Below are 25,525 nucleotides of genomic sequence, written 5' to 3' on the forward strand. Positions count from 1 at the left end.
GGCCGGTGCGGCGTGCCTGCCGGCCGTGATGGCGGGCTTGCGCGCCCGGCGAAGCCCTGGCGTAGACGGGTCCCGTTCCCCCAGCCCATATTCTGATATTGGAAACGCTTGGAAAGACGTGCATGCCCGGCGCATCTGGCGCGAATACGCGCTTCGTGCTTTTGGCCGGGCAGGACGGGAAAGTGGAATTCGGGATGGTCAAACGGCTCGATGGCGACTTCGACTATATCGTGGTGGGCGCCGGCACCGCCGGCTGCATCATGGCCAACCGCCTGTCGGCTGATCCGAAAAACCGCGTGCTGATCCTGGAGGCCGGCGGCGACGACAACTGGATCTGGTTTCACATCCCGGTCGGCTACCTGTTCGCGATCGGCAATCCGCGCTCGGACTGGATGTTTCGCACCGAGCCGGAGCCCGGACTGAACGGCCGTTCGCTGGCCTACCCCCGCGGCAAGGTGATCGGCGGCTGTTCCGCCATCAACGCCATGATCTCGATGCGCGGGCAATCCGCCGATTACGACCACTGGCGCCAGCTCGGCCTGACCGGCTGGGGCTATGACGATTTGCTGCCGCTGTTCCGGCGGCTGGAGGATCATTTCCTCGGCGAGAGCGAACATCACGGCGTCGGCGGCGGCTGGCGGATCGAGGCGCCGCGGCTGTCGTGGGCGATCCTCGACGCCGTCGGCGAGGCCGCCGAACAGATGGGCATCAAGCGCATCGCCGACTTCAACACCGGCGACAATGAAGGCACCGGCTATTTCCACGTCAACCAGAAGCGCGGCCGCCGCTGGTCTTCGGCGCGCGGCTTCCTCAAGCCGGTGCTGAACCGCGCCAATTTGCGGCTCGAGAAGAACGTGCTGGTCGATCGCCTTATCATTGAGAACGGCCGCGCCGTCGGCGTGCGTCTCATGCAGGGCGGTGAAGTGGTCGAGATCAGGACCAAGGGCGAAGTCATCCTGTGCGCGGGATCGATCGGATCGACACAGATCCTGCACCGGTCCGGCATCGGGCCATCAGACTGGCTTGCGCCGCTCGGCATCGATGTCGCGCTCGACCGGCAGGGCGTCGGGCGAAACCTGCAGGACCATCTGCAGCAGCGCGCGATCTACAAGGTCGAGGGCGTCCGCACGTTGAACGAGACCTATTACAATCTCTTCCGCCGCGGCCTGATGGGGCTCGACTACGCCTTCCGCCGCCGCGGGCCGCTGACCATGGCGCCGTCGCAGCTCGGCATCTTCACCCGCTCCGATCCAACCCGCGCCCGCGCCAACATCCAGTTCCACGTGCAGCCGCTGTCGCTCGACAAGTTCGGCGATCCCTTGCATCGCTTTCCCGCGATCACCGTCAGCGCCTGCAATCTGCAGCCGACCTCGCGCGGCACCGTGCGCATCCGTTCGGCCAAGCCTGACGAGGCGCCGTCGATCGCGCCGAATTATCTTGCGACCGACGACGACCGCCAGGTCGCGGCCGACGCCATCCGCACCACACGGCGGTTGATGAAGCAGCAGCGGCTCGCGCAATATCACCCGCAGGAATATCTGCCCGGCCCCGGCGTCGGCGACGACGACGCATCGCTGGCGAAAGCCGCCGGCGATATCGGCACCACGATCTTCCATCCCGTCGGCACCGCAAAAATGGGCCTGGCTTCCGATCCGCTGGCCGTGGTCGACGAGCGGTTGCGCTTCCATGGCATCGCCGGCTTGCGCGTGGCGGATGCTTCCGTCATGCCGACGATCACCTCGGGCAACACCAACACGCCGACGGCGATGATCGCGGAGAAAGCGGCGGGCATGATTTTGGAGGATAGGCGCAAGTAGCCGCGTAATGGGTTGGATTGCAGCGATTTTCGCGCCGGGCCGCAATCGTTGAGATTGTTTCGCGTTGTGGTAGAGTGATTTCATGCATCTCCCCTCTTCCACTCTACCACTGCTCTTCACCGCGATCTTGCTGAGCATGTCGATTGCAGCCGCACCGGAGGAAGGCCGCCCAAGAGCTGACGTTCACCAAGACGATCGTCAGAAATACGACAGCATCCCCTTTGCTGGAGGAGACTTTGAAGTTTCGGACCCTGCCTTAGTACCGAGACAACTCGCGCTTGCCGCAGAACAGGTAGGTTGCCGTTACAAGCATGACCTCAAGCAGCAGCCGATCCATTTTATCAGTACTGAAAACCGCCGCCTTGCGCTCGTGTTCTGTCGCTCCGGGGTCAGTGGATCGCATCATGTATTTGACTTTGCCAGCTTTCGAACGCCGACGCTTGTGCAGCTCCCGTTTACTGCAGAGAAGGAGGGGTTCGGCACGACCGTCAGGCCGGGCTTGATCACCTGGAGAAGAGAGGCCGGCGTATTTGAAGCCGTCTCTGGATCGGACATGTGTCCTAATTCGGAGCTCCGTCACACCTATCGATTGGGCTCGACCGAGGGCTGGGTCAGCCGCGTCGCAAGTTTCGTGGTTGTCCGCGTTGAAGTCAGGGCAAAGCCCTGCGGCGGCCAAGAGAGCGAATGGGCCACGATCTGGGAAGCGACACCGTGGCCCAAACCCGCCGTCGTTCGCTGAATCTGAATCTTTCCTTCAAACCACGCGGCGAAGCAATACGCGACGCTACGCCTGCGGCGGATAGCGCTCGAAACTCGGCAGTTCGTGCGCGCGCTCCATCCAGCGCAGCCGCTCGGCGGTCTGGATATGAACCATGGCCGGAACCGCCTCGGGATCGTCGTAGGTCCCGCTCTGGATGTCGATGATCCCCGGCAACATGTTCGCATTGATGTAGAAGAGGCCGGTGCCGCAATCGGCGCAGAAGTGCCGCCGGCCGTGCTCGGAGGATTCGTAGACCTTGGGCTGGCCCTTGGTCACCTTGACCGCGTCCTCGGCGTACATCGTCCATCCCACCACCGGCGCGCCGGCGTGACGCCGGCAATCGCTGCAGTGGCACAGCGCATGAACCATCAGTTCGCCCTCGACCTGGTAGCGGATGGCGCCGCAATGACAGCCGCCGGTGATCTTACTCATGCGCTCCTCCCATCTGCAGCCGCATCGTCATTGCGAGCCAACGGGTCGCGGATGCGCGTCCGATGAGCTCCGCGAAGCAATCCATCGGGCGGCGAAGAAAGGATGGATTGCTTCGTCGCTTCGCTCCTCGCAATGACGGCAGCGGCTGTGCCCTTACGCCGACTTCCGCACCGCGTTGTCGACCAGCGTCTTGCCGAGCGACCAGATCGCGCCGGGGACCTTGTGGCTGGCGGCGATGACGTCGTCGAATGCCGTTTCGATCCAGCGGCAATCCTCTTCGGTGATCACCAGCGGCGGCAGCAGCTTGATGGTGTGGCTGCCGTGGCCGGAGACCTGGGTCAGGATCTTGTGGTCCTTGAACAGCGGCACGGTGATGAGCTGGCAGAACAGGCCCTTGTTGGCGGTCTCCAGCAGATTCCAGGAGGCCTTCAGCCGCAGCGATTTCGGCGGACCGAACTCGACGCCGATCATCAGACCCTTGCCGCGCACTTCCTTCATCAATTCGTAGCCGGGCACCATCCGCGTCAGCGCAAGACGGATCTCGGCGCCGCGCCGGGCGGCCTGCTCGACCAGCTTTTCCTGCTTGATCACTTCGAGGGTGGCGATGCCGGCGGCCATCGCCAGATCGTTCTTCGCAAAAGTCGAGCCGTGCACGACCGCGCGATCCATCTGGCTGAAGATCTTGTCGAAGATGTGCTTGCGCGTCAGCAGCGCGCCCACCGGCACGTGGCCGCCGGACAAGGCCTTGGCCAGCAGCACCATGTCGGGCTCGACATTCCAGTGCTCGACCGCGAGGAATTTGCCGGTGCGGCCGATGCCGGTCTGGATTTCGTCGGCGATCAGCAGCGTGCCGTATTTCCTGCACAATGCCGCTGCGCCCGGCAGGAACTCGTCCGTGGGCATGTTGACGCCCTTGCCCTGGATCGGCTCGACGATGAAGCCGGCGACCTGGCGCGACGACAGGGCCTGCTCCAGCGCCGCCAGATCGTTGTAGGGAACCTGCGTGCAACCCGGCAGCAGCGGCTCGAAACCGGAGCGGAAGTTGGGGTCATCCATCAGCGACAGCGCGCCGTAGGACAGGCCGTGGAACGAATGGGAACAAGACACCATGCCGGGCCGGCCGGTCGCGCCGCGCGCGAACTTGATCGCGGCCTCGACGGTTTCGGCCCCGGAATTGGCGAAGAACACCTTGTCCAGATATGGGACATGTTCCAGCAGCCGTTCCGCCAACACGCCGGCCAACGTGGAAACGTCAAGCTGCACCAGGTTCGGAAAATCGCTGTCAAGGACCCCCTTCAGCGCCTCGCGCAACGCAGGATGATTGCGACCGATCGCAAAAACGCCAAATCCGCTCAGTAGATCAAGATAGCGAACCCCGTCCCTGTCGAAGAGATATTGACCTTGCCCCTTCTGAAAGCCCACATCGTAGCCGATGGTCTTGAGTACCCGGACGAGTTGCTCGTTCAGGTGGCGCGCATGCATGGAACTGCGCTGCGCTTGTCGCTCCACAAACATCCCGGAAACGTCTAGATATGAACTTTGCATCGGCTACATACGTCGGTTGATGACCGTTTCGTCAACTGAAAACGCACAATGCGGCGTTTTGACCGCGCGCTGAGACCCATCGACATAAACACAGGCCTGAAACATGTTGCACTGCCCAAGAAACGTCGCGCGAAAAGTCGGATACTCTGGACTCTTTTTGGCCGCCAGTTTCGGATGCGCGTTGGCGGCCGACCCCACCGGCGACTGGAAAGTGGCCGATGGCGTCGCCAACATCCGGGTCGCCCAATGTTACGGCAATATGTGGGGCGTGGTTGCCTGGGAGAAGACTCCCGGCGGCAAGGACAAGAACAACCCTGATGCGTCCAAGCAGAGCCGACCGACGCTCGGCATGCCGATCCTGATCGACATGAAGAAGAAGCCGGGCGCCTATTCCTGGGAGGGGCAAGTCTACAACGCCAAGGATGGACAGCTCTATAGCTCGACCATCAAGCCGGTCGGGACCGAGCAGCTGGAGATCCAGGGCTGCGTGCTGGGCTTCCTGTGCGGCGGTGAAACCTGGACCCGGGTCGGGCCGCCGATCCCCTCGAGCCCCGCCAACAGCATGGCCAAGGGCGCGCCGAAAGGCGCTTTCGCCGCCGCGCCGAAGACCGCAACCGCGCCGGCTCCCGCTCCTGTGGCCCCCAAGACCACGGGGACAGCCAGTCCCGCGCCTGCCGGTGCTGGAGCCGTCAACTCTGGACCCGCCAGCCCAACGGCTGCGCCAAAGGTTGCGCCAGGTCAAAAGCAGGCCGCCGCCCAACCGGCCGACATCGGCGATATCTGCCTACTTCCCGACATCGCGCGGTTTGCCCATTAGCGCGGGCTGGAACAGCAGCACGGCGGCGAGCGTGGTGACGAGCGAGAGCGCCAGCAGTTTTCCCATGCTGGCGGTGCCGGGGTGGCTGGATAGCCAGAGGCTTCCGAATGCGGTCGCCGTCGTCAGCGCCGAGAAGAAGATCGCGCGCGTCAGGCTCGACTGCAGCAGGTTCGTCCTGCCCTCGCGCCATGCCGTGACATAGTAGATCTTGAAGGCGACGCCGACGCCGAGCAGCAGCGGCAGCGCGACGATATTGGCGAAGTTGAGCGGCAGCCCGATCAGAACACATATCTCCAGCGTCACGGCCCCCGCTACCAGCAGCGGCACCAGCGTCAGCAGCACGTCGGTGACCCGCCGCAGCGCCAGCCAGAGCAGAATGCTGATCACCAGCAGCGCCCACAGGCCGGCAACAATGAACGCCGTGACGATGGTGTCGCCGGATTTGAGGATCGACACCGGCCCACCGATTGCGGTCGGCTCGGCCGCGAGAACCGCGTCGGCAAACCGGCGCAGATTGTCGTTGTCGTTGGGGTCGCCCTTCGGCAACGCCTCGACGCGAATCAACCCGTCCTTTGATTTCCAGCTTCGCACCAGTTCCGGCGGCAGCGTTTTCAAGGTCACCGGCCCCGCCTGCAGGGTGTTGCGGAGCTGTTCGAACATGATCGTGAGCGGGATGACGAACACATTCTGCGCCTTGTCGCGCGTCGCCTGGTCGGCCTCGGCAAGCTTCGACAGCGCATCCGCCAGCCGCCGCGAAGCGATCGCGCCCGGTCCGCCGCCGTCGCCGGCGGCCCTGCGCAGGCTCTCGACCGTTCCCTTCAGCGCTTCGACGTTCTCCTGGTCGGAGGGCGCCGGATCGACCTGGTCGGGATTGAGCGCCGGGCCGACCGCTTTGGCGGCCTGCGCGATCAGCTTCAGTTTGGCCGGCTGATTCTCCGGCACGAAACTGTCCAGCGACATCACGCGGAGGACTTCCGGCACCTTCTCCAGCCGCGCCTCGACCTGCTTCGCCTCGGCTTCCGAACGGGTCAGCACGTTGACCGCGTTGGCGCCGGTGTTCGGATCCTTGCGCAGATCGAGGAAGGTCGCGATCGATTCCACCTGCGCGTTGCGCAGATTGATCGGGTTGAAGTCGAACTTCATAAAATAGAGCAACGGCAGCCCCGCCAGGGCGACGAGCAGCGTGCCGACGATGATGATGACGCGATGCTTCTCCAGGAACTCGTCCACCGGCGCCAGAAACGCGTAACCGACCGGCTCGCTCTCGCCGGGCGGATTGAGCAGTTTCAGCATCGCCGGCAGCACCGTGATGCTGGTGAGGAAGGCGACCAGCATGCCCGCGCCTGCGATCTTGCCGAGTTCGGAAATTCCCCGGTAGTCGGTTGGCAGGAAGCACAGGAAACCGGCCGCGGTCGCCATCGCCGCCAGCGACAGCGGGACCGCAGAACGGTTGGCCGCACTCTCCAGCGCCAGCGCCAGATCGTCGTTCTTGAACCGTTCGGAACGGTAGCGGACGCTGAACTGAATACCGAAATCGACGCCGAGGCCGACAAACAGCACGGCAAAGGCGACCGACAGCAGGTTCAGCGATCCCACCATCATCAGACCCACGGCGGTCGTGATCGCAAGGCCGATGAACAGGCTTGTGAACACCGCAAAAATAATCTTGGCCGAATGCAGCGCCATCCACAGAATGACGAGAACGATGATGATGGTGCCGATGCCATTGACGATCGCGCCGTCCTGGACGGTGGCATATTCCTCGTTGGCGATCGGAACCGGGCCGGTCAGCCTGACGCGAGCGCTGTACTGTTCTGCGAATTTCAGATCGGTCGCGGCCTGCCGGATCGCATCGGTGGCGTCCCTGCCGGGTTCGAGCGAATTATAGTCGAGCTTGGGCTTGAATTCGATGAAGGCGCGGCGGTCGGCGTCGGTCAGCGGCTTGTTGCTGACCAGTTCGCGCCAGGAGAAGGTCGCCGTTCCCTTGCCGAGGATGCTCTCAACGGTCTGGCTGATCTGGTTGAAGGGACGTTCGGTGCTGTCGAGCTTGACCTGACCGCGCTTGACGCCGGCAAGGCCGGTCTCGAGCGCACCGGTGAGGCCGCGGATCGAGGGATCTCCGGCCATGATCTCGATCAGGGGCGCTGCGGCTTCGAGCTGGCCGGTGACCTTGCCCACCTCCTCCACCGGCAGGAACAACAGCCCGTTCCTCTCAAAGAACTCGCCAGAACCGAGCGGTTGCACCGACTCGAAATGTTTGGTGTCGCCCGACAGTTTCGCAGCCAGCGCCTTGGCGGCGGCGCCGGCAAGTTCCGGCGTCGACGCTTCAACGACGGCCAAAATCAGCTTTTCCCGCTCAAAGGCATGCTCGAACTGGTTGTCGCGCTTGCGCCAGTCGAGGTCGGGCGAAATCAGCTTGTTGATGTCAGTGTTGATCGCGAAATTCTGGACGGCGTAGTAGCTCGCCCCGATCGTGAGGATCAGCGAAAGCGCGACGACGGGGATGGCAAACCGCGTGCAGGTTCTGACAATCAAGACAACAATGCTGGTCAGCACTTCATTTCTTTCCGAGGCTGGCAGGGGTCCGCGAAAACGCCCCGCTGTCTAGCGGAGTTCACGGAGCCGATCTAATGTTGTTTTGGTCAGTTTCAGCCGGTTTCAGCTGAAATCACCAAATCACACATCGAAACAACATTCGGGCACGGGTATAGGCCCAATCCGTGGGCGACAAAGTGACGGAAGGGCGAGAAAACACCCCCGCGGGGGCGATGACTGTATTATAATACCATACCGCCGATAACCATTGCGCGACGGACTTTTCTAAATACTCATTTTTTGACACATACTCCTGCTCCTTCGGTTCCATCTTCCGGGGCGGCGGCCTACCTGCGCGAAGCCTCGTCATGGTGCGCGGCTAGCTGATTTCCGGCGCAATCGATATATGCGGAAGACCTGCCGCCGGGGTGACCGGGAGCACAGTAGCTGACACGTGAATTTGCGTTTTAGAATGGTCCCATTTGGTAGTGGAAGAGCCATGGAAGTATATCTTGCGCAGCCCCGCGGCTTTTGTGCGGGCGTCGTGCGTGCCATCGAGATCGTCGAGCGGGCGCTCGAAAAATACGGGCCGCCGGTCTATGTGCGCCACGAAATCGTGCACAACAAGCATGTGGTGGAGAGCCTGAAGAACAAGGGCGCGATCTTCGTCGAGGAACTCGCGGAAATACCTGCGCGAGCCGTGACGGTATTCAGCGCCCATGGCGTGGCCCGCAGCGTCGAGGAAGAGGCTGCCGCGCGCGGTCTGCCAGTCCTTAACGCCACCTGCCCGCTGGTCACCAAGGTCCATAATCAGGGCAAACGGTACATGTCCAAGGGCCGGAATCTGGTCTTGATCGGCCACGCCGGCCATCCCGAGGTCGAGGGCACCATGGGCCAGGTTCCGGGGCCGATCTGGCTGGTCCAAAACGCCGAGGAGGTCGCCAGCCTGGCTCTGCCGACCGACAGCCCGATCGCCTATATTACCCAGACGACCCTCAGCGTGGACGACACAAGAGACATAATTGCCGCACTTCACGCCCGTTTTACCGATATTCAGGGCCCGGACATCCGGGATATCTGCTATGCGACACAGAACCGCCAATCTGCGGTAAGAGACCTCAGCAAGTTGGTGGACGTCATCTTGGTGGTGGGGGCCGCCAACAGTTCCAACTCTAACAGGCTACGCGAAATCGGCACCGAGGTCGGGGTGGCCAGCTATCTCATTGCCGACGGCAGCGAGTTGAACCCCGATTGGCTGAAGGACGCGAGAGCCGTCGGCATCACGGCGGGCGCTTCGGCGCCCGAAGTTTTGGTCGATGACGTGATCGAGGCTTTGCGACGTATCGGACCCGTTACGGTGTCGGTGCTTCCCGGCCGGGAAGAAAACATCGAATTCCGCCTGCCGGCGGAATTGACCGCGGGCTGATCCACTTCACTGTTTCCTAGTCCAGAAAGAAAACTTCGCGATGGCAATACCGTTCTTCAAGGAAATACGTATCGGCGGCTACCTGATCAAGCAGAAGCTGCTGGGCCGCAAGCGCTATCCGCTGGTGCTGATGCTGGAGCCCCTGTTTCGCTGCAACCTCGCCTGCGTCGGCTGCGGCAAGATCGACTATCCCGATGCGATCCTCAACCGCCGCATGTCGGCGCAGGAATGCTGGGACGCGGCCGACGAATGCGGCGCGCCGATGGTGGCGATCCCCGGCGGCGAACCGCTGATCCACAAGGAGATCGGCGAGATCGTGCGCGGCCTCGTGGCGCGCAAGAAGTTTGTCTCGCTCTGCACCAACGCGCTGCTGCTGGAAAAAAAGCTCGATCTGTTCGAGCCCTCGCCCTACCTGTTCTTCTCGGTCCATCTCGACGGACTGAAAGAGCACCACGACAAGGCGGTGTCGCAGGCCGGTGTGTTCGACCGCGCGGTTTCGGCGATCAAGGCCGCAAAGGCCCGCGGCTTCACCGTCAACGTCAACGCCACGATCTTCGACGGCCATGCGGCCGAGGACATCGCCAAGTTTCTCGACTTCACCACCGAGCTTGGGGTCGGCGTCTCGATGTCGCCGGGTTACGCCTATGAGCGCGCCCCGGACCAGGAGCACTTCCTCAACCGCACCAAGACCAAGAAGCTGTTCCGCGACGTGTTCGCCCTCGGCAAGGGCAAGAAGTGGAACTTCATGCATTCCGGCCTGTTCCTCGACTTCCTGGCCGGCAACCAGACTTACGAATGCACCCCGTGGGGCATGCCGGCGCGCAACATTTTCGGCTGGCAGAAGCCCTGCTATCTGCTCGGCGAAGGCTACACCAAGACCTTCAAGGAATTGATGGAGACGACGGACTGGGAGACCTACGGCACCGGCAAGTATGAAAAGTGCGCCGACTGCATGGCGCATTGCGGCTACGAGCCCACCGCTGCCAACGCGGCGCTGGTCAACCCGCTCAAGGCAATGTGGGTAGCCCTGCGCGGGGTGCGCACCACCGGGCCGATGGCGCCCGAGATCAGCCTCGATAACCAGCGCCCGGCCCAATACATCTTCTCGGCCGAGGTACAGAAGCGCCTGTCGGAGATCCGCCGCGACGAGGCGGCGGCTGCCGCGGCCAAGCGACCGGCGAAGGCTTCCACCGCCGCCTGAGGCTGGCGAAGAATAGAAATGACTGAGAAAAGAGTAAGGGCTCCGGTTAGCTGAGAACCGGGGCCCTTATCTTTGTCTTTCTTGTCGACGCCCTCTGGGAATGCTCACGCTTCTGTCGCGAACCCAGGATCAGATTTCCGCCGTCATCAGGCGCTCGCCGTGCAGGAAGCCGCGGCAGCCGCGCAGGGAGCGCAGCGCGCGGTTGAAATCGATTCCGGTGGAGACCAGCGCGCGCAGCGTGGTGGGATTGCGGGCGAGCCCGCGCAGCACCTTGCGCAGATCGATGTCGCCGTTCGGCTTGATGGCGCTCTTGGCGATCGCCGGGAGCGATCGGCTGGCGGGATCCGATATGACCCGCAGCGCCGCGAACGGCAGCCCCGCGCTGGCCGCGTAGGCCGCCGCGATATGGCTTTCCATATCGACCGCGGCAGCCCCGGTTTCGGAATGCAGCGCGGCCTTGCAAGCCGTCGCCGCAATCACCTGCTCGACGCCGGCCAGACCACCCCGGACCACGCGCCGACGGAGCAGCGCGGCACGGGCGATCAATTCCTCGTTCAGCGCCAGACCGGCCAGGAAACGGGTATCGCCGGCCAGTACCTCGGTGGCTACCACGACATCGCCTGATTTAAGCGACGGATCCAGCCCGCCGGCAACGCCGAACGAGATGACGCCCCTGAAGGTCGTGGAATCCAGCGTCGCCAGCAGCGCCCGCAATTGCCGTGGATCGCTGGAACTGCAAATCACGATCATGCCGGGGCCGGCCGCAATGCGGGCCTCCTGCACCAAACCGGTCACGATCAAAACCGGCCGCGGATCGATTGAATTGCGATCAACCGAATGATCCGCGGTCGCGGCGGCCCCCGCCCCCAAAGTCACATCCCGACCCCTACCACCCTGCTGTTGGTGCTCCTCAAGTTTCGATACCGCGCCAGCGCCCAGAGCGGAAAGAACTTCGAGTAGCCATGATAACGCAAATAAAACACCCGCGGAAAGCCTGTAGCCGTGTACCGGGCCTCGTCCCACACCCCTTTTTCGGTCTGTGTGGTTTTTAGGTACGCCACGCCCCGCAAGACGGCCGGGTTTTCGACTTCGCCGGCCGCCATCAAACCGAGCAAGGCCCATGCCGTTTGCGAGGAGGTCGAGGGCGCATGCTCAAACCCCTTGTAATCGAGTCGGTAGCTGACGGCATCCTCGCCCCAGCCGCCATCCCTGTTCTGGATCGACACGAGCCAGTCCACCGCCTTGCGGATCGCCGGGTCCTGATGGTCGACCCCGGCGGCGTTCAGCGCGCAGAGGACCGACCAGGTCCCATAGACGTAATTGAGGCCCCAGCGGCCATACCATGACCCTTCCGGCAGCTGGGTGCGGCGCAGGTATTCGATCCCGTCCGCAACCGCCTTGCTGGTCTGCGCGGTTTCGCCGAGCTGTGCCAACATCGAGATGCAGCGCGCGGTGACGTCCTCCGTGGGCGGATCGAGCAGCGCCCCGTGGTCGGAGAACGGGATGTTGTTGAGGTAGTATTCGAGGTTGTTGACATCGAAGGCGGCCCAGCCGCCGTCGCGGCTCTGCATGCCCTCGATCCACTCGCGGCCGCGCGAAATGGCCTCGTCGTATTCCCGGCTGCCGGACAGCCGTCGCGCGCGGTCCATCGCCATCACAACCACGGCGGTGTCGTCGAGATCGGGATAATGGGGATTGTTGTACTGGAACGCCCAGCCGCCCGGACGGACATCGGGGGCCTTTGCTGCCCAGTCGCCCTTGACGTCGAGCACCTGCCTCGGCTTCAGCCAGTCGAGGCCCTGCTTCATTCTCGCAAGCGCCGCCTCGCCACCGGCCTCCGTCAGCGCGTGGCAGGCGAGCGCGGTGTCCCACACCGGCGAGACGCAGGGCTGGCAATAGGCCTCGTGTTCGCCAACCACGAGCAGATTCTCGATGCCCTTGCGGGTAATCGCCCGCGGCGGGAAATCCGGTCCCTTGCCGAGCGCCTCGTACATCATGACCACGTTGGCCATTGGCGGATAGATCGCGCCGAGGCCGTCTTCGCCGTTGAGCCGCTCCAGCGTGAACGCAACCGCGGCGTCGATCGCGCGCTGGCGCAGCTTTTTCGGGAACAAAGGTTCGACCACCCGCAGGATCCTGTCCAGCGTGCTGAAAAGCGCAAACCAGCCCCAGCTTTGATGCGGCGCTTTTGCGGTCATTCCGACCGAAGCGGGATCCTGCAGAAACAACTCGTCGATGCCGACGCCTTTTGGATTCTTCGCCCGCGGCTTCAGCGCCGCCATCACCATCAACGGCACGATGGTCGCGCGCGCCCAGTAGGATATCTTGTTGAGATGAAACGGCGACCATGTCGGCAGCAGCATGATCTCGACCGGCAACACCGGCACCGCGCGCCAGGTAAGGACGCCATAAAAGGCCAGCATGAACCGGGTGAAAACGTTGACGCGGGCAGCGCCGCCGTGACTGCGGATCGCATCGCGCGCGCGCACCATGTGCGGCGCATCCACGGAATCGCCGATCATCTTCAGCGCAAAATAGGATTTGACGCTGGCGCTGATGTCGAACGGGCCGTCCTGCACCAGCGGCCAGCCGCCATGCGCGCCCTGGGTGCGGCGCAGATAATTCGCGATCTTGGCCTCGAGCACGCTGTCGACCGGCTCGGCGAGGTAGTGGCGCAGCAGGATGTATTCCGATGGAATCGTGCTGTCGGCTTCCAGTTCGAACACCCAGTGCCCGTCCGGTTGCCGATAGCCGAGCAGCGCCGCCGACGCCGAGGCGATGCTCTGCTCCAGCGCGGCGGATTCGACGGCGACGGTGTGATCGGCGGAAAGCATCTCGCTAGACATCCCTCTGTTCGCCACCAAATCTGTGAAGCCGGTCACGCAACGTGTCCTCGGGCCTAGGCCGCCGCCAGCACCAGGTCGGCGGCGCGGTCGCCCGAACGTACTGACCCTTCGATAGTTGCCGGCAATCCGGTATCCGTCCAGTCCCCGGCGAGGAACAGGTTCTTGCAGGCGGTCACCGGGCCCGGCCGCAGCGCGTTCTGCTCCGGCGTGGCCGCGAACGTGGCGCGGCGTTCGCGCACGATCTGCCAGGGCGGCAATGGCAATTCGCCCTGCAGGCCTGCGGCTTTGCAGACATCCCGCCAGATCATGAGCGCGAGTTCTTCGCGCGGCATGTCGACAAGGCGGTCGCCGTTGCTGATAGTGACCGACAGCCGCTGCGGGAATGCGAACAGCCATTCCACGAGGCCACCGACGACGCCGAGAATCGGCGGCGAATCCGCGGGCGGGTCGAAGCGAAAATGCGCGTTGACGATGGCGCGGAATTTGGACGGCGTCTTCAGGCCCGGCAGCAGCGCCGCCGCCGGACGCGGCGGCACCGCAAGAACCACGACGTCATCAGGGCCGACCGCGATCGTGTCGTCGCCAAATTTCAGTTCGCCGACATGGCCGCCCGCCATGACGAGCTCGCGCAGTTCATGGCCGAAGTGGACCGAGGCGCCCTTTTGCCGCAGGAGCTTGATCGCGGGTTCGACCAGAACCGCGCTGAGGCCATCGCGCGCGATCAGGGGCCGGCAGGCCTGTCCGCCCGCCAGCAGCGTTTCCCGTACGATCGCGCCGGCAAGGCCCGCCGAGCCTTCGGGCGGATCGACATTGAGCGCCGCCAGCAGCAACGGCTGCACCAGCCGCTGGTACAGCGTGCCGTCACAGGGGATCGCGTTGCCGACGAGCTTGTCGGCCCCTGCCCAGATCAGCGGCATCAGCGCGAGATAATCGACGAGGCTGGTGTCGGGGACCCGCCGCGACTCGTCGAACACCCATAGCGGCAACCTGGTATCGCCAAGGTCGAGCTGCCAGCGCTGGCCGGTGGCCAGATCGACGAAGGGAAACTGCGCGCGCTTCGGCCCGACCAGGCCCGCCTCGGTACCGATCGACCTGGCGTAAGCCAGTGCATGCCGGTTGCCGGACAGGAGCAGATGGTTGCCATTGTCGATGGTGAGGTCGGTGGCCGCGTCATAATAGGACCGGCAACGGCCGCCGGCCTGCTGCGTGGCCTCATGGACATGCACGCTGCAATTGGCGTTGGCCAGCCGCACGGCAGCCGAAAGGCCCGAAATACCGGCGCCGATGATATGGACGTTCTTCTGCATCAGATGATCGCGTAACGGAGAAGGATGGCGATCTTCGCCATCTTGTGGACCCGAACAGGCATCCGCGGCGCGTCGAACCCCCGGGCCACCAGCAAGTCCAGGATCGCGCGGTAGTATCGGGACATGATGCGCGGCGCACGAACTGCGCGCCGCGCATTGCGGTTCATGATCAGCTCGGCATTCTCGAAATGCGACTTCGCGCGCTCGACCAGCGGCAGGCATGCTTTCGGAAGCGTGCGCTCGGCAACCACCTTCCGCGGGTCGTCGCTGGTGATCCCGGCATGCAACAGGCTTTCGCGTGGCAGATACAGCCGGCCGATCCCCGCATCCTCGTCGATGTCGCGCAGGATGTTGGTCAATTGCAGCGCGCGGCCGAGATGGTGGGCGAGCAGGACGCCGTCATCCTCGGGCAAGCCGAAAACCCGCACCGACAGCCGTCCGACGGCGCTGGCGACGCGGTCGCAATAGAGGTCGAGCGTGGCCAGGTCGGGCGCCCTGATGTCCTGCGGCACGTCCATTTCCATGCCATCGACGATAGCCAGGAAATCCTCGCGCTTGAGGCCAAAGGCCCGGACCGATGCCAGGTAATCCTTCAGGCGCGGCGGCGGATGGCCCCGATACAGCGCGTCGATGTCGCCGCGCCATTCCTGGAGCGCGGCCAGCCGCTCGGCCCGCGGCCGGTCGGAATCTGCGATGTCGTCGACCTGCCGGCAAAAATTGTAGATCTGGAACATCGCCTCGCGCTGTTGGCGCGGCAGGATCCGCATCGCTGCATAGAACGAACTGCCCGATGCGACGGTGCCGTGATCTGCGTTGGCCGCCGCCTGCAGTGTCATGCGCCGGCCGCCGGCCTGGAAACGGGGCGGCGCCCCAGGGTCCGCCGCACGATCTCGCCAAAGATGCCGCCGGCGCTATGCGCCAGCAATTCGAGCGGGCCAAGATGAACCCGCTCGCTCAGGGGATCGCGCACCTTGAGCATTCTGACGATCTTGTCGGCAAAGGCCTGGATCACGGCAATCTCGAGCCCGAGCCGGAAATCCCTCACCTCGGCGGTTAGCGATTTGCTTTCGTCGAGCAACGTCTCGGTCCGCCTCGCGAGCGCAACCAGGCAATCGCGCAGCGGCGGCGGAGACCTTGCCGCGCCCAGCATCTCGACCGCAGCGCCGCTGGCTGCCAGCGCATCGCGCGGGAGGTAGACGCGGTTGAGGTTCTTGTAGTCCTTGGCGCAGTCCTGCAAGTGGTTGTTGATCTGCAGGCCCGCGCAAAGCGCGTCCGAAGCCGGCCAGGTCGACGGGCTCTCGCCGTGGACGTCGAGCATGAAACGTCCAACCGGCATGGCCGAATAACGGCAATAATGAATGACGTCGTCCCAGTTCTCGTAACGCAGCTTGGTGACGTCCATCCGGAACGCGATCAACACGTCGAGCGCGTGGCGCGGCGCCATTGCGCGCTCCGCCAGGGCCCGGCGCAGGTTGACCGCCTCCCTTTGCGTCTCGCCCTTGCCGAGCAGTTCCGCCTCCAACAGGTCGAGATAGCGCAGCTTTTCGTCCGCGCCGAGGGTTGCGTGGTCGGCGATGTCGTCGGCCGTCCTGACAAAATTGTAGAAGCTCAGGATCAGCGCCCGGTGGCGCGGATGAATGATCCACGACGCCACCGGGAAATTCTCGTCGCGGTGGGTCTTTCCGGATCGCAGGTCGCTCGCGCTGGTCATCAGGAAATGGCTACATTCGGATTGGCGGCATGCGCCGGTGCACAGCGCCCGCGAGAAGATCGCGCGCCCCGTATAGGCGAATATGCCGCCAAAACCAATGCTGTATGGGCTTGCCACCCCAGCCGCCGCCGCGCGCCGTCCAGCCGGAAACCGGCTTTCGTTGGCGGTTTGCGGGCAGGCGCGCCGTTATTGGCCGTTACTCTTCAAAACCTGGTTACAGGCGCCGCTGATCTTGGGTCGATGTTCCTTGAGACAGGCCAGGATGGTGAAATCGCCCTGGTCGATCACCGGACGGCAGAACTTCTGCACGTCGCGGGAGCAGGCCTTCTGCTCCTCCGGCGTGCCGCTACGCTGCGGTTGCTGGGCTAAGGCTGCCGACAAAACCGGGATCGACAACAAGGTGAGAGCGAGGAGGAGCTTACGCATCGTATTCCTTCATTTCGTCAGCGAAAATCCTGTCCAGTCTCGCTGCGGATGGCCGGGGCGAATTCAGCTGCAGACAGGCGCCGCGTCACGCAGCGACCACACAAGCACTGCCAAATGCGGCCAAATTTGCGACGACCACACGGACTTGGCTAACCAACTGAGCCGGAGGGATTATTTTTGCACCGTCTTTCTCTGCAATTGGCTGTTGCAGACCGCGACCTGCAAAGCTAGATGCTGACGACGGATCGGTGGTGATGCTTTTCGATTCCCCCGGGCCGCAAAATGCCGTCTTTTTGGTGGCGATGGCCCGGACGGCGTTCCGTGCATTGAACCTAAGATACTGCGGGAACACTAAATCTTCGATGCGGCGAGACGTATCTGGCAAGAGAACGTCTATTTGATGGGAAAACTCACGATGAAAATCCTTGGCTCCAGCTTGTTCGGTCAGGCGCTCGCGGCTGCGAGTGTCGGCGCTGCGATCATGGTATCGGCAACCACGGCCCACGCCCAGGCCGGCGGGCCGTTCGCCGGATTTGACGGCAACTGGGCCGGCTCCGGCACGGTCGCGCTTTCCAACGGCACCACCGAGAACATCCGCTGCAAGGCCGACTACAAGGTCAACGCCAACGGGCTCGGCCTGAAGCAAAATCTGAACTGCGCCAGCGACAGCTACAAATTCGTGCTGTCCAGCGACGTTACCAGCCATGGCGAGCGGATCTCCGGCAACTGGAGCGAAAAGAGCCGGAACATCTTCGGCAACCTGCAGGGTACGGCCGGCGGCGGCCAGATCGAGGTGTTCGTCGAAGCCTCAGGATTTGCGGCAAACCTGAACTTGCGGACCACCGGCAACAAGCAGACCGTGCAGATCGACTCCAAGGGTGAAATCCGCGGCGTCAAGATCACCATGTCAAAGACCTGACAGGCAGTTGCCAAGGGTAGGATGCTCCAGCGCGACCACGCCGGCGCGATTGGCTAGCTGAACTGCCAGCACCAGTGCACGTCGCCGCGGTCGCGACGCTCCGTGACCTCGACGCGCATGAAACGATCATGGGCGAGCGCGGCCCCCACCCACAATTCGTTCCAGGCGTCGAACACCGCAGGCGCGAGCGCCTCGCGTTCCGCCATCAGGCGCCACGACGTCTGGCGCACGGTCGCTCGCCGGCCTTCCACCTGCAGTGCCGCGTCATCGTCCTGCGCCCGCGCGAGCCGCGCAAAGGCGGTGGCGAAACCGGGCGCTCCGGCGTCCACGCCGCCGAGCAGCGCCGCCACCTCGTCGAAGGTGTGCATGCCGACGAGCCGGGCCGCGGCGCCGGCGAGATGGCCGCCCTCTTCGGGGCCAAGCACCGCGATCGTTTCCGGCACGATCGAGGTGATGTACTCCATCGCATAGTTGCGGAGCACCTTCTGAAGCCGCGCTTCCGGCCATGTGTTCTCGGGCAGGCGCGGCGCCAGTTCGGCGCGGAACGGCGGACAGCGCTCGCCCGGAGAAAACTGCAACCGCTCCTCGGGGGCGAGCTCGTGATCCCATTCCCTGTAGTAGCCTTCAAGCCCGGGCTGGCCATCGACAGTCTGCCCGGTGCAGACGAAGCCGAGCCGCGGATTTCCAAGCACCACGCCGTTGTTGGCGTGCCATCCGCGCAGCATCGCCCGCGACACTTCCGATGGGATCCCGCAAATCGCGGTGCCGGACCAGATCCAGCGCGGTGGCGGATAGCGCACCCAGGCCTTGCGGTCGCTCTCGAAGACATACTCGACCTTCACGCCACCGACCTGGTTGGCCAGATAATGATACTGGGCGCACGCCACCGCATGCGGGAGCCGGTCGAGACCGAGCTTCTTCAATCCGGGAAGGAAGCGGGCCAGCTGCTGCCGCCGAAAGGTGCGAAACACCACCTCGGCCGCGCGCGGCGCACCGGCCCGGGAGGAAAGCGTCAGGATCAGGCCGGTCAGGTAGGAGTGGTAGATGTGTTCGACCGCGCGGTACGCGGCGCCGTCGGCTGCGGCGGAGCGAGCGGCGGCTGAGGTCGGGGTCACGCCGCGGCCCCTATGCAGCGGGCTTGATGCCTGACCTTCCGCGAATCCGCTCCGACAGATTGATCAGGAACATCGACGTCGGGCGCAGGATGAAGAGATCGGCGACCAGGGCTGCGACCATTGAGAACGCGCTGAGCCAGCCGAACAGCCGCAGCGACGGCAGGTCGGAGAACACCGTCACGACCAGGCCGCAGGCCAGCACCACCGTCGTCAGGATTAGCGCCGGGCCGACCAGCACGGTGGCGCGCTCGACCGCCAGTTCCGCGCTGATGCCGGGCTTGCGCTCCAGCCGCAGCCGGTTGAGGAAATGGATCGTGGCGCTGAGCCCGAGGCCGAACGACACCGTCAGCGCGACCACGCTGGCGAATTGCAGTCCCTCTCCCATGATCCACAGCACCGCCCCCGACGCCACCACCGGGAAAATGCCGGGCAGGATGCAGGAGAACATCACCACCACGGAGCGGAACGCCAGGCCGATGAAGACCGCGACCAGCAGGAACTCGATCGTCAGGCCCTGATTGAGCTTCTCGATCATGTTGGCGCTGTTGCGCGCGGCGATCGCCGACAGGCCGGTGACCGCGATCTCAAAGCCGGGATGCTCGGCCCGCACCTTGTCCAGCGCCTTGTCGAGCTTGTCGACCACGGGAAGGATCTCGCTTGAATCGAGATCGGGAACGCGGCCGGACACCACCACCGCGACCTGGTCGGCCGAGATGAAGCGGCGGACCAGATGCTCGGGAATCACTTCGACATATTCTTTCAGCGTCGCGACGTCGGAGCTGCCGGCCTTCTCGGCGAGCCAGCGGCGCAGGGTTTCCAGCGACCAGACGTTGCCGACGCCGGCCGATTTCTCCACCATCGCATGAACCTCAGCGATCGTCTTCAGCGTGTCCGGCGCATAGAGCGAGGCGCCCTGGGGAAATTCGATCAGCACGTCGATCGGATTGGCGCCGGTGAGCTTGGCGTCGAGGCGGCTCGACGCCGCAACCGCCTGCCGCTTGTCCGGCACCTGGTCGGCCAGACGGTAGCGCGGCTCCAACGTGGTGTAGATGAAGCCGAGCCCGGCGACGAGGAGCAGCGAGAGCAGGCTGAACAGCCCGGGACGGCTGACCATGCGCACCGCGATCCAGTAGCAGAAATTGCGCAGCGCCTGCACGCCTGCGTCGGCGCCCTGGAATTTGACGGCGAAAACCTTCTCGTTGCGCACCAGCAGCACGCCAAACACCGGCACCAGCGAGAGCACCGCGATCAGCGCGATAATGGTGGCGGCAAGGCCCGCCTCGCCGAACTTCCGGATCAGTTCGGAATCCGAGAACATCAGGGCGATGAACGAAATGCCGGCGGTGCCGTGCGTCAGCACGCAGGCCGGGCCGACCACCATCACGGCGTTGGTGAAGGCAGTGAGTTTGTCCTGGCCCGCGATCAGGCGGTCGCGCGCCGCGAAGGTGAGCTGCATCGAGTCCGAGAAGCTGATCACCATGATCAGCGGCGTCATCACATTCAGGAACATGTTGAGATTGAAGCCGGCCCAGCCGAGACCGCCAAGCGCAAGCAGAATCGCGATGATCGGCGGAAACGCCGCGACGATCATGAACGATATCTTGCGGAAGAACACGATCGCGATGATGCAGCCGGCGAGGATGCCGAGGATGTTGTAGGTCAGCCCGTCGCGCTTGACCGCGTTGCGGATCTCGAGCTGCATCACGGGAACGCCGGAGAGCTGGGCGTTGAGACCGCTGCCCTTGAGGTCGTCGGCCATGATCTTGCGCATCTCCCCGACCACCCGGCTGAGGTCGTTGCTGGAAACCACCGGGGGCTCGAGCGACAGCACGATCAGCGCCAGCGTCCCGTCCTCCGACAACAGCTTGCCGCGAATGATCTCGTTCGCCTTGACGGTCTCGGTGAACTTTTCATAGGCCGCGCCTTGCGGCAGCTCCGGCGGAAACAGCGCGGCCGGCAGCTTGCCGGGCTCCGGCGCCTGGCGCGCCGAGAACAGCGAGACGAGACCGCGCACGCCATCGACCAGTTGCAGGTCCGTGACCATGTCGCGGATCTTTTCGAGGTTTTCCCGCGCCAGCAGCGCCTTGCCCTCGACCACGACCAGCACGTCGAATTCGGTCGCCGGGAAGCGCTTGGTCACGGCCTCGTACTGCTTGTAGTCCTTGGAATCCGAACGGAAAAGCTGGCTCAGCGAATCGTCGATCTTGATGCGCTGGATGCCGAAGATCGCCGCCACGATCAGCACGGCCAGAACGATGCAGGATGCGATCGGCGCCTTGACCGCGAGCAGCCCGAGGCGCTCCAGCCCGAAGGCGATGCTCTTGCCCGGTAGCGGCTCCTCGATGGCTTCGACGTGGACGCGGCTTTCGGAGTTCTTGTCGAGCATACCCTGTCCAGTTCTCACGTCGGCCTGATGCTGCGGCTTGGTTGGGCAGCGCGGTCGGCGGCGTGAAGCGCGGCTTCGCCAACCCTGCCCGATCGGCGCTAGCCCTTGAAATCACGCGGTAAATTTATCGCCGCCGTTTTACAGGCCCGGACCGCCGACGGCAAGCGCGCACGGCAGGGCAACTCCGCGCGCAGATGACGAAAAGGCGCGTTAAGTCTCTGATTTGCCACACTCGACGTTGGCGCGCGGCGCCTGACTCGCGGAAATCCGCGCTGACGGTCCATCCCCGCTTTCATCCTTCAGGCCAACGCCGGTGAGCTGCCGCGCCATGCCCTCGCGAACCAGCCATGCGATCTTCAGGGCGGCCTCGTGACAGCTCAGGCCCGCGCGGTGGATGTTGGACACGCAATTGCGCTCGGCATCGGTGCGACCGATCCGCGGCGCGTAGGTGAGATAGGCCCCGAGGCTGTTGGGCGCCGACAGGCCGGGCCGCTCGCCAATCAGCATCGCCACCATCCGCGCGCCGAGCACGGCGCCGATCTCATCGCCGAGCGCCACCCGCGCGCCGGATGCGATCACGATGTTGCCGATCCCGACACCCGCCTCTGCCAGCCGCGCGCCGAGATGACGAACCAGTTCGACCGCATGGGCCTGGACCGCCGCAGGCGAGAGGCCATCGCCAATCACGACGGCAAGATCGCCTGCACTGCCAAGGCCCGCCAGCGCCTGGCGGGAGGCTGGATCAAGCATGCGTCCAAGGTCGGGACGGCGCAAATAGTCACGCCGGCTGCGCGCCTGGCTGGAAACCCGGCTGGCCTGCAGGCCGTAACCGGAAAGCCCGGCCAGCAGTCGCGGGACATCGAAGGCGGCATGCACCGCGTCGCGGGCGCGCGCATGGTCGAGGGTAAAGGCGAGCAGCGCATCGGTCGGCATGCTGGCGCCGGCGCGTCCGAGCCCGACGCGCGCCGGCGTCAACTCCCGCAACGCCTCGGTCGAGCGGAACGGCGGCGCCGGAGTCTTCATGGGGCATTCTACTCGGCAGGGACCAAGGCTTCGCGCAGGCGGGCCGAATAATTCGAAGCGTTCTGCTGTCCGACCGACGCGGCGCGCGCGAACATGATCAGGTGGTGGGCGATCATGGCGGAGGCGATCAACCCCTCGATATCGCCGTGTCGCAGCCGTCCGAGCGCGAATTTCCAGAACACCTTCCTGTAGTCGCCGAGCACGCCCACTTTCCAGAAAATATTCCTTAGCATGGTCAGGCCGCGCTTGATGTTGGCCCAGCTCCGCTGCTCGGGCGTCACCGGCACCTTGATCCGATGTGAATGGGTATAGTCGCACTGGTACTGGTAGCGCGCGAACAGCTTTTCCGGCTGGTAGGCGACCTCCATGCATTTGCGCCAGGAGCTGATGACCTGGTCGTAGGGCAGCAGGAAGTCGACGTTGGAATCGCGACTGTCGTCGTCGTTTTTCAGACGCCCTTCCTTCTCCAGCCGATCCCATAATGGCGTCTTCGGCAGCGCCTGCAGGAGATTGATCGTGAGCAGTGGAATCCGGGACTGTTCGGCGAATTCCAGCAGCGCGTCGCCGGTTTCCGGCTTGTCGGTGTCGAGACCCATGATGATGCCGGACACGACTTCCATGCCGTAGGAATTGATGGTGTGAATCCCCTCCAGGATCGGGACCATCATGTTGTGGTCCTTGTGCATCGCCTTGAGCGCGGCGGGATCGGGGGTCTCGATGCCGCAAAATACTGTTATGAAGTACGCCTCGCGCATCTTCTCCAGGATCTCGGGTCGCTTCGCGATGTTCAGCGTCGCCTCGCAGGCGAGCCGCATCACATAGCCGGTGCGCTTCTGCCACGCGATCAGATGCGGCAGCAGATCGAGCGCCGCCTTGCGGTTGCCGATGAAATTGTCGTCGACGAAATAGACCGAGCCGGTGACGCCGCATTCCCGGAGCCTGTCGAGCTCAGCGATGATCTGCTGCGGCGTCTTCAGCCGCGGATTACGGCCGTAGAGGCCCGGGATATCGCAGAACTCGCACTGGTAGGGACAGCCGCTGGAATACTGGATGCTGCCGAGGAAGTATTTTTTCACCTCCGCCAGCTCATAGGCCGGGATCGGAAACTCGGTCATCGGCAGGCGTTCCTTGGTGTTCAACACCACCTGCCTTTCGGGCCGCGACGGATCGCGCGCCAGCCGCGCGATCAGCTCATCGGTGGCGTCGCCGAGTTCGCCGACATGGAGGTAGTCGAACGAGGGATAATAGTCCGGGCACGCGCTCACCGACGGCCCGCCGATCGCAACCGCCAGATTGAACGCATGGGCGCGACGGCAGATATCGTTCATCTGCGGGCGCTGGATGTGCATGCCGCTGACGAACACTGCCTCCGCCCATTCGAAGTCTTCCCTGGTGGCGGGGCGAATGTTCTCGTCGATGAAGCGGACCGGCCAGTTGGCGGGCAGATAGGCCGCGATCAGGAGCAGGCCCTGCGGCGGCATAAACGCCTGCACACCGTCTGTCAGCGGATAGGCATGCTCGAACGTGCCAAAAGAAGACGTGTAGCGCGGAAAAACGCACAGGATGCGCCGTGCCGTCTCGATGCCTTCAACTCTCATCAAAATTCCTCAGAAACAGGTTTCGCAAATCTAACCACGACATTGAAAGCTGGGCCAGAAGTTCTTCAGAATTGTGGCGACCTTGTCCATCCGCAGCCGCTCAAGTCTTGCGGAACAATCGCGCCGGCACCGGTTTCTGACCCCGGTCAGGCGATCAGCCGCGAGGCAAACTCGGGCAGCGGTCCCGCGTTCCCCGAAAGCCGGAAATGGATGTCAGCAAGGCCGGTTCGAACCAGCCAGTCATCGAACTCGGGCGCCCGCCTCAGTCCGAAGAGGTCGCGGACATAGAGCGCGTCGTGGAACGAGGTCGATTGATAATTCAGCATCACGTCGTCGGCGCCCGGCACCCCCATGATGAAGGTGACGCCCGCGGCCGCCAGCAGCGTCAACAGGTTGTCCATGTCGTCCTGATCGGCCTCGGCGTGGTTGGTGTAGCAGACGTCAACGCCAAGCGGCAGGCCGAGCAGCTTGCCGCAAAAATGATCCTCGAGGCCGGCGCGGATGATTTCCTTGCCGTCGTATAGATATTCCGGGCCGATGAAGCCGACGACGCTATTGACCAGCAGCGGATCAAACGCGCGCGCCACCGCGTAGGCCCGGGCTTCGCAGGTCTGCTGATCGACATTGTGATGCGCGTTGGCCGACAGCGCCGAACCCTGCCCGGTTTCGAAATACATCACATTGGCGCCGACCGTACCGCGGCGGAGCGACAACCCGGCTTCTCGCGCCTCGCGCAGCAGCGCCAGATCGACGCCAAAGCTGCGGTTGGCGGCTTCTGTGCCGGCGATCGACTGGAACACCAGATCGACCGGCGCGCCTTGCCCGATCAGATCGAGCGTCGTGGTCACATGGGTGAGCACGCAGCCCTGGGTCGGGATCTGCAGCCGGGAAATGACGTCATCGAGCAGCCGCAGCAGTTCGCCGATCACGGCCGGGTCGTCGCTTGCCGGATTGATGCCGATGCAGGCATCGCCCGATCCCAGGAGGATGCCGTCGAGGATCGAGGCGGTAATGCCCCTGGCGTCGTCGAACGGATGATTGGGCTGCAGCCGCACGCTCATCCTCCCCTTCAGGCCGATGGTGTTGCGAAAGGCCGTGGTCACCGCGCATTTGCTGGCGACCAGGATCAGATCCTGGTTGCGCATCAGCTTGCTGACGCCTGCGGCCATTTCCGGCGTGATCCCGCGCGAAACCTTCGTCAGCGTCTCGGCGCTCGCGGCATCGGACAGCAGCCAGTCCCGGAAGCCGCCGACGGTCAACGACGAAACCGCGGCGAAACTGGACACGTCATGGCTATCGACGATCAGGCGGGTCACTTCGCAGTCCTCGTAGGGGACCACCGCTTCATTGAGGAATTGCTTGAGCGGGAGGTCGGCGAGCGCCATGCGCGCCGCGATCATCTGCTCGGCGCTGTCGGCCGCGAGGCCGGCCAGCCGGTCGCCGGAGCGTGGCGGGGTCGCCTTGGCGAGCAGATCGCGCAAGTCATGGAATTGATACGAGGTGGCATCGATCGTTTGGCGATAGACCATGACGGCTCCGGACTCATCTTCGCATTCAATCGCGGCGCCCGACAATGCCATTGCGCCGAAACGTTCGCGACGGGGCGTGATCGTGTTGACGGGGCGCCTGTTCGACAGCCTGGGAGCCGTTTCGGACAAGAA

General features: G+C 64.0%; 20 protein-coding genes. 6 read left to right on the plus strand and 14 right to left on the minus strand.

Going from position 1 to position 25,525, the window contains the following annotated elements; genetic code table 11:
- Window positions 1-194 precede the first annotated feature (194 nt).
- Both Q0D31_RS03785 and Q0D31_RS03790 read left to right on the plus strand, forming a co-directional pair.
- A complete protein-coding gene (locus Q0D31_RS03785; RefSeq protein WP_291846747.1) occupies window positions 195-1,817 on the plus strand; it encodes a GMC family oxidoreductase N-terminal domain-containing protein in 1,623 nt (540 codons plus the stop codon).
- Window positions 1,818-1,899: 82 nt separating this feature from the next.
- Window positions 1,900-2,556 carry a hypothetical protein gene (locus tag Q0D31_RS03790; protein ID WP_291845401.1) on the plus strand — a complete coding sequence of 219 codons (657 nt, stop codon included), beginning with the start codon at window positions 1,900-1,902 and terminating at the stop codon, window positions 2,554-2,556.
- Between the two features lie 45 nt (window positions 2,557-2,601).
- On the opposite strand, the gene Q0D31_RS03795 is transcribed toward Q0D31_RS03790, so the two are convergent.
- Together Q0D31_RS03795 and hpnO are read right to left on the minus strand one after the other, a co-directional pair.
- Window positions 2,602-3,009 carry a GFA family protein gene (locus Q0D31_RS03795; RefSeq protein WP_291845404.1) on the minus strand — a complete coding sequence of 136 codons (408 nt, stop codon included), beginning with the start codon at window positions 3,007-3,009 and terminating at the stop codon, window positions 2,602-2,604.
- Between the two features lie 153 nt (window positions 3,010-3,162).
- A complete protein-coding gene (gene hpnO / locus Q0D31_RS03800) occupies window positions 3,163-4,554 on the minus strand; it encodes an aminobacteriohopanetriol synthase HpnO (protein WP_291845406.1) in 1,392 nt (463 codons plus the stop codon).
- A 103-nt stretch (window positions 4,555-4,657) separates the two neighbouring features.
- Here hpnO and Q0D31_RS03805 point away from each other — a divergent pair, with 103 nt between their 5' ends.
- On the plus strand, window positions 4,658-5,371 hold the full coding sequence (locus Q0D31_RS03805; protein WP_291845412.1) for a DUF2147 domain-containing protein: 714 nt from the start codon (window positions 4,658-4,660) through the stop codon (window positions 5,369-5,371).
- Here the strand turns inward: Q0D31_RS03805 and Q0D31_RS03810 are convergent.
- A complete protein-coding gene (locus tag Q0D31_RS03810) occupies window positions 5,339-7,927 on the minus strand; it encodes an MMPL family transporter (protein WP_291845414.1) in 2,589 nt (862 codons plus the stop codon). The genes Q0D31_RS03805 and Q0D31_RS03810 overlap by 33 nt on opposite strands.
- A gap of 478 nt (window positions 7,928-8,405) precedes the next feature.
- Between Q0D31_RS03810 and ispH the strand changes: the two genes are divergently transcribed.
- Both ispH and hpnH read left to right on the plus strand, forming a co-directional pair.
- Entirely contained in the window at window positions 8,406-9,332 is a 927-nt protein-coding gene (ispH, locus tag Q0D31_RS03815) for a 4-hydroxy-3-methylbut-2-enyl diphosphate reductase (protein WP_291846749.1), read from the plus strand.
- 40 nt (window positions 9,333-9,372) lie between these two features.
- Window positions 9,373-10,533, plus strand: coding sequence for an adenosyl-hopene transferase HpnH (gene hpnH / locus Q0D31_RS03820; RefSeq protein WP_291845416.1), 1,161 nt, complete (start codon window positions 9,373-9,375; stop codon window positions 10,531-10,533).
- Window positions 10,534-10,662: 129 nt separating this feature from the next.
- Here the strand turns inward: hpnH and Q0D31_RS03825 are convergent, their stop codons facing one another.
- From Q0D31_RS03825 to Q0D31_RS03850, 6 genes are all read right to left on the minus strand, one after another.
- On the minus strand, window positions 10,663-11,352 hold the full coding sequence (locus Q0D31_RS03825) for a phosphorylase (RefSeq protein WP_291846751.1): 690 nt from the start codon (window positions 11,350-11,352) through the stop codon (window positions 10,663-10,665).
- A 53-nt stretch (window positions 11,353-11,405) separates the two neighbouring features.
- Window positions 11,406-13,367, minus strand: coding sequence for a squalene--hopene cyclase (shc, locus tag Q0D31_RS03830; RefSeq protein WP_291845419.1), 1,962 nt, complete (start codon window positions 13,365-13,367; stop codon window positions 11,406-11,408).
- A 65-nt stretch (window positions 13,368-13,432) separates the two neighbouring features.
- On the minus strand, window positions 13,433-14,686 hold the full coding sequence (hpnE, locus tag Q0D31_RS03835) for a hydroxysqualene dehydroxylase HpnE (RefSeq protein WP_291845422.1): 1,254 nt from the start codon (window positions 14,684-14,686) through the stop codon (window positions 13,433-13,435).
- Window positions 14,686-15,522 (minus strand): presqualene diphosphate synthase HpnD, encoded by an 837-nt coding sequence (hpnD, locus tag Q0D31_RS03840; RefSeq protein ID WP_291845426.1) that lies wholly within the window; start codon window positions 15,520-15,522, stop codon window positions 14,686-14,688. Before hpnD ends, hpnE begins: the two co-directional genes overlap by 1 nt.
- Window positions 15,519-16,397, minus strand: a complete 879-nt coding sequence (gene hpnC / locus Q0D31_RS03845; protein WP_291845433.1) for a squalene synthase HpnC — start codon at window positions 16,395-16,397, stop codon at window positions 15,519-15,521. Before hpnC ends, hpnD begins: the two co-directional genes overlap by 4 nt.
- Before the next feature lie 186 nt (window positions 16,398-16,583).
- Window positions 16,584-16,823, minus strand: coding sequence for a cysteine rich repeat-containing protein (locus Q0D31_RS03850; RefSeq protein ID WP_291845435.1), 240 nt, complete (start codon window positions 16,821-16,823; stop codon window positions 16,584-16,586).
- Window positions 16,824-17,238: 415 nt separating this feature from the next.
- Between Q0D31_RS03850 and Q0D31_RS03855 the strand changes: the two genes are divergently transcribed.
- Entirely contained in the window at window positions 17,239-17,742 is a 504-nt protein-coding gene (locus tag Q0D31_RS03855; RefSeq protein WP_291845437.1) for a hypothetical protein, read from the plus strand.
- Between the two features lie 53 nt (window positions 17,743-17,795).
- On the opposite strand, the gene Q0D31_RS03860 is transcribed toward Q0D31_RS03855, so the two are convergent.
- The 5 genes from Q0D31_RS03860 to Q0D31_RS03880 form a co-directional block, all read right to left on the minus strand.
- A complete protein-coding gene (locus Q0D31_RS03860; protein ID WP_291845439.1) occupies window positions 17,796-18,857 on the minus strand; it encodes a hypothetical protein in 1,062 nt (353 codons plus the stop codon).
- Between the two features lie 10 nt (window positions 18,858-18,867).
- A complete protein-coding gene (locus tag Q0D31_RS03865; protein WP_291845441.1) occupies window positions 18,868-21,243 on the minus strand; it encodes an MMPL family transporter in 2,376 nt (791 codons plus the stop codon).
- A 210-nt stretch (window positions 21,244-21,453) separates the two neighbouring features.
- The gene (gene eutC / locus Q0D31_RS03870) at window positions 21,454-22,266 is read right to left on the minus strand and encodes an ethanolamine ammonia-lyase subunit EutC (protein WP_291845443.1); all 813 of its coding nucleotides are present in this window, start codon (window positions 22,264-22,266) and stop codon (window positions 21,454-21,456) included.
- Window positions 22,267-22,274: 8 nt separating this feature from the next.
- Window positions 22,275-23,864: a B12-binding domain-containing radical SAM protein gene (locus Q0D31_RS03875; protein ID WP_291845446.1), complete on the minus strand. Its 1,590-nt coding sequence runs from the start codon at window positions 23,862-23,864 to the stop codon at window positions 22,275-22,277.
- Window positions 23,865-24,010: 146 nt separating this feature from the next.
- Complete coding sequence (locus Q0D31_RS03880) at window positions 24,011-25,393, minus strand: ethanolamine ammonia-lyase subunit EutB (RefSeq protein WP_291845448.1); 1,383 nt, start codon at window positions 25,391-25,393, stop codon at window positions 24,011-24,013.
- Window positions 25,394-25,525: the final 132 nt, after the last annotated feature.

It is taken from the genome of Bradyrhizobium sp. (assembly GCF_022844465.1).
GTDB lineage: Bacteria > Pseudomonadota > Alphaproteobacteria > Rhizobiales > Xanthobacteraceae > Bradyrhizobium.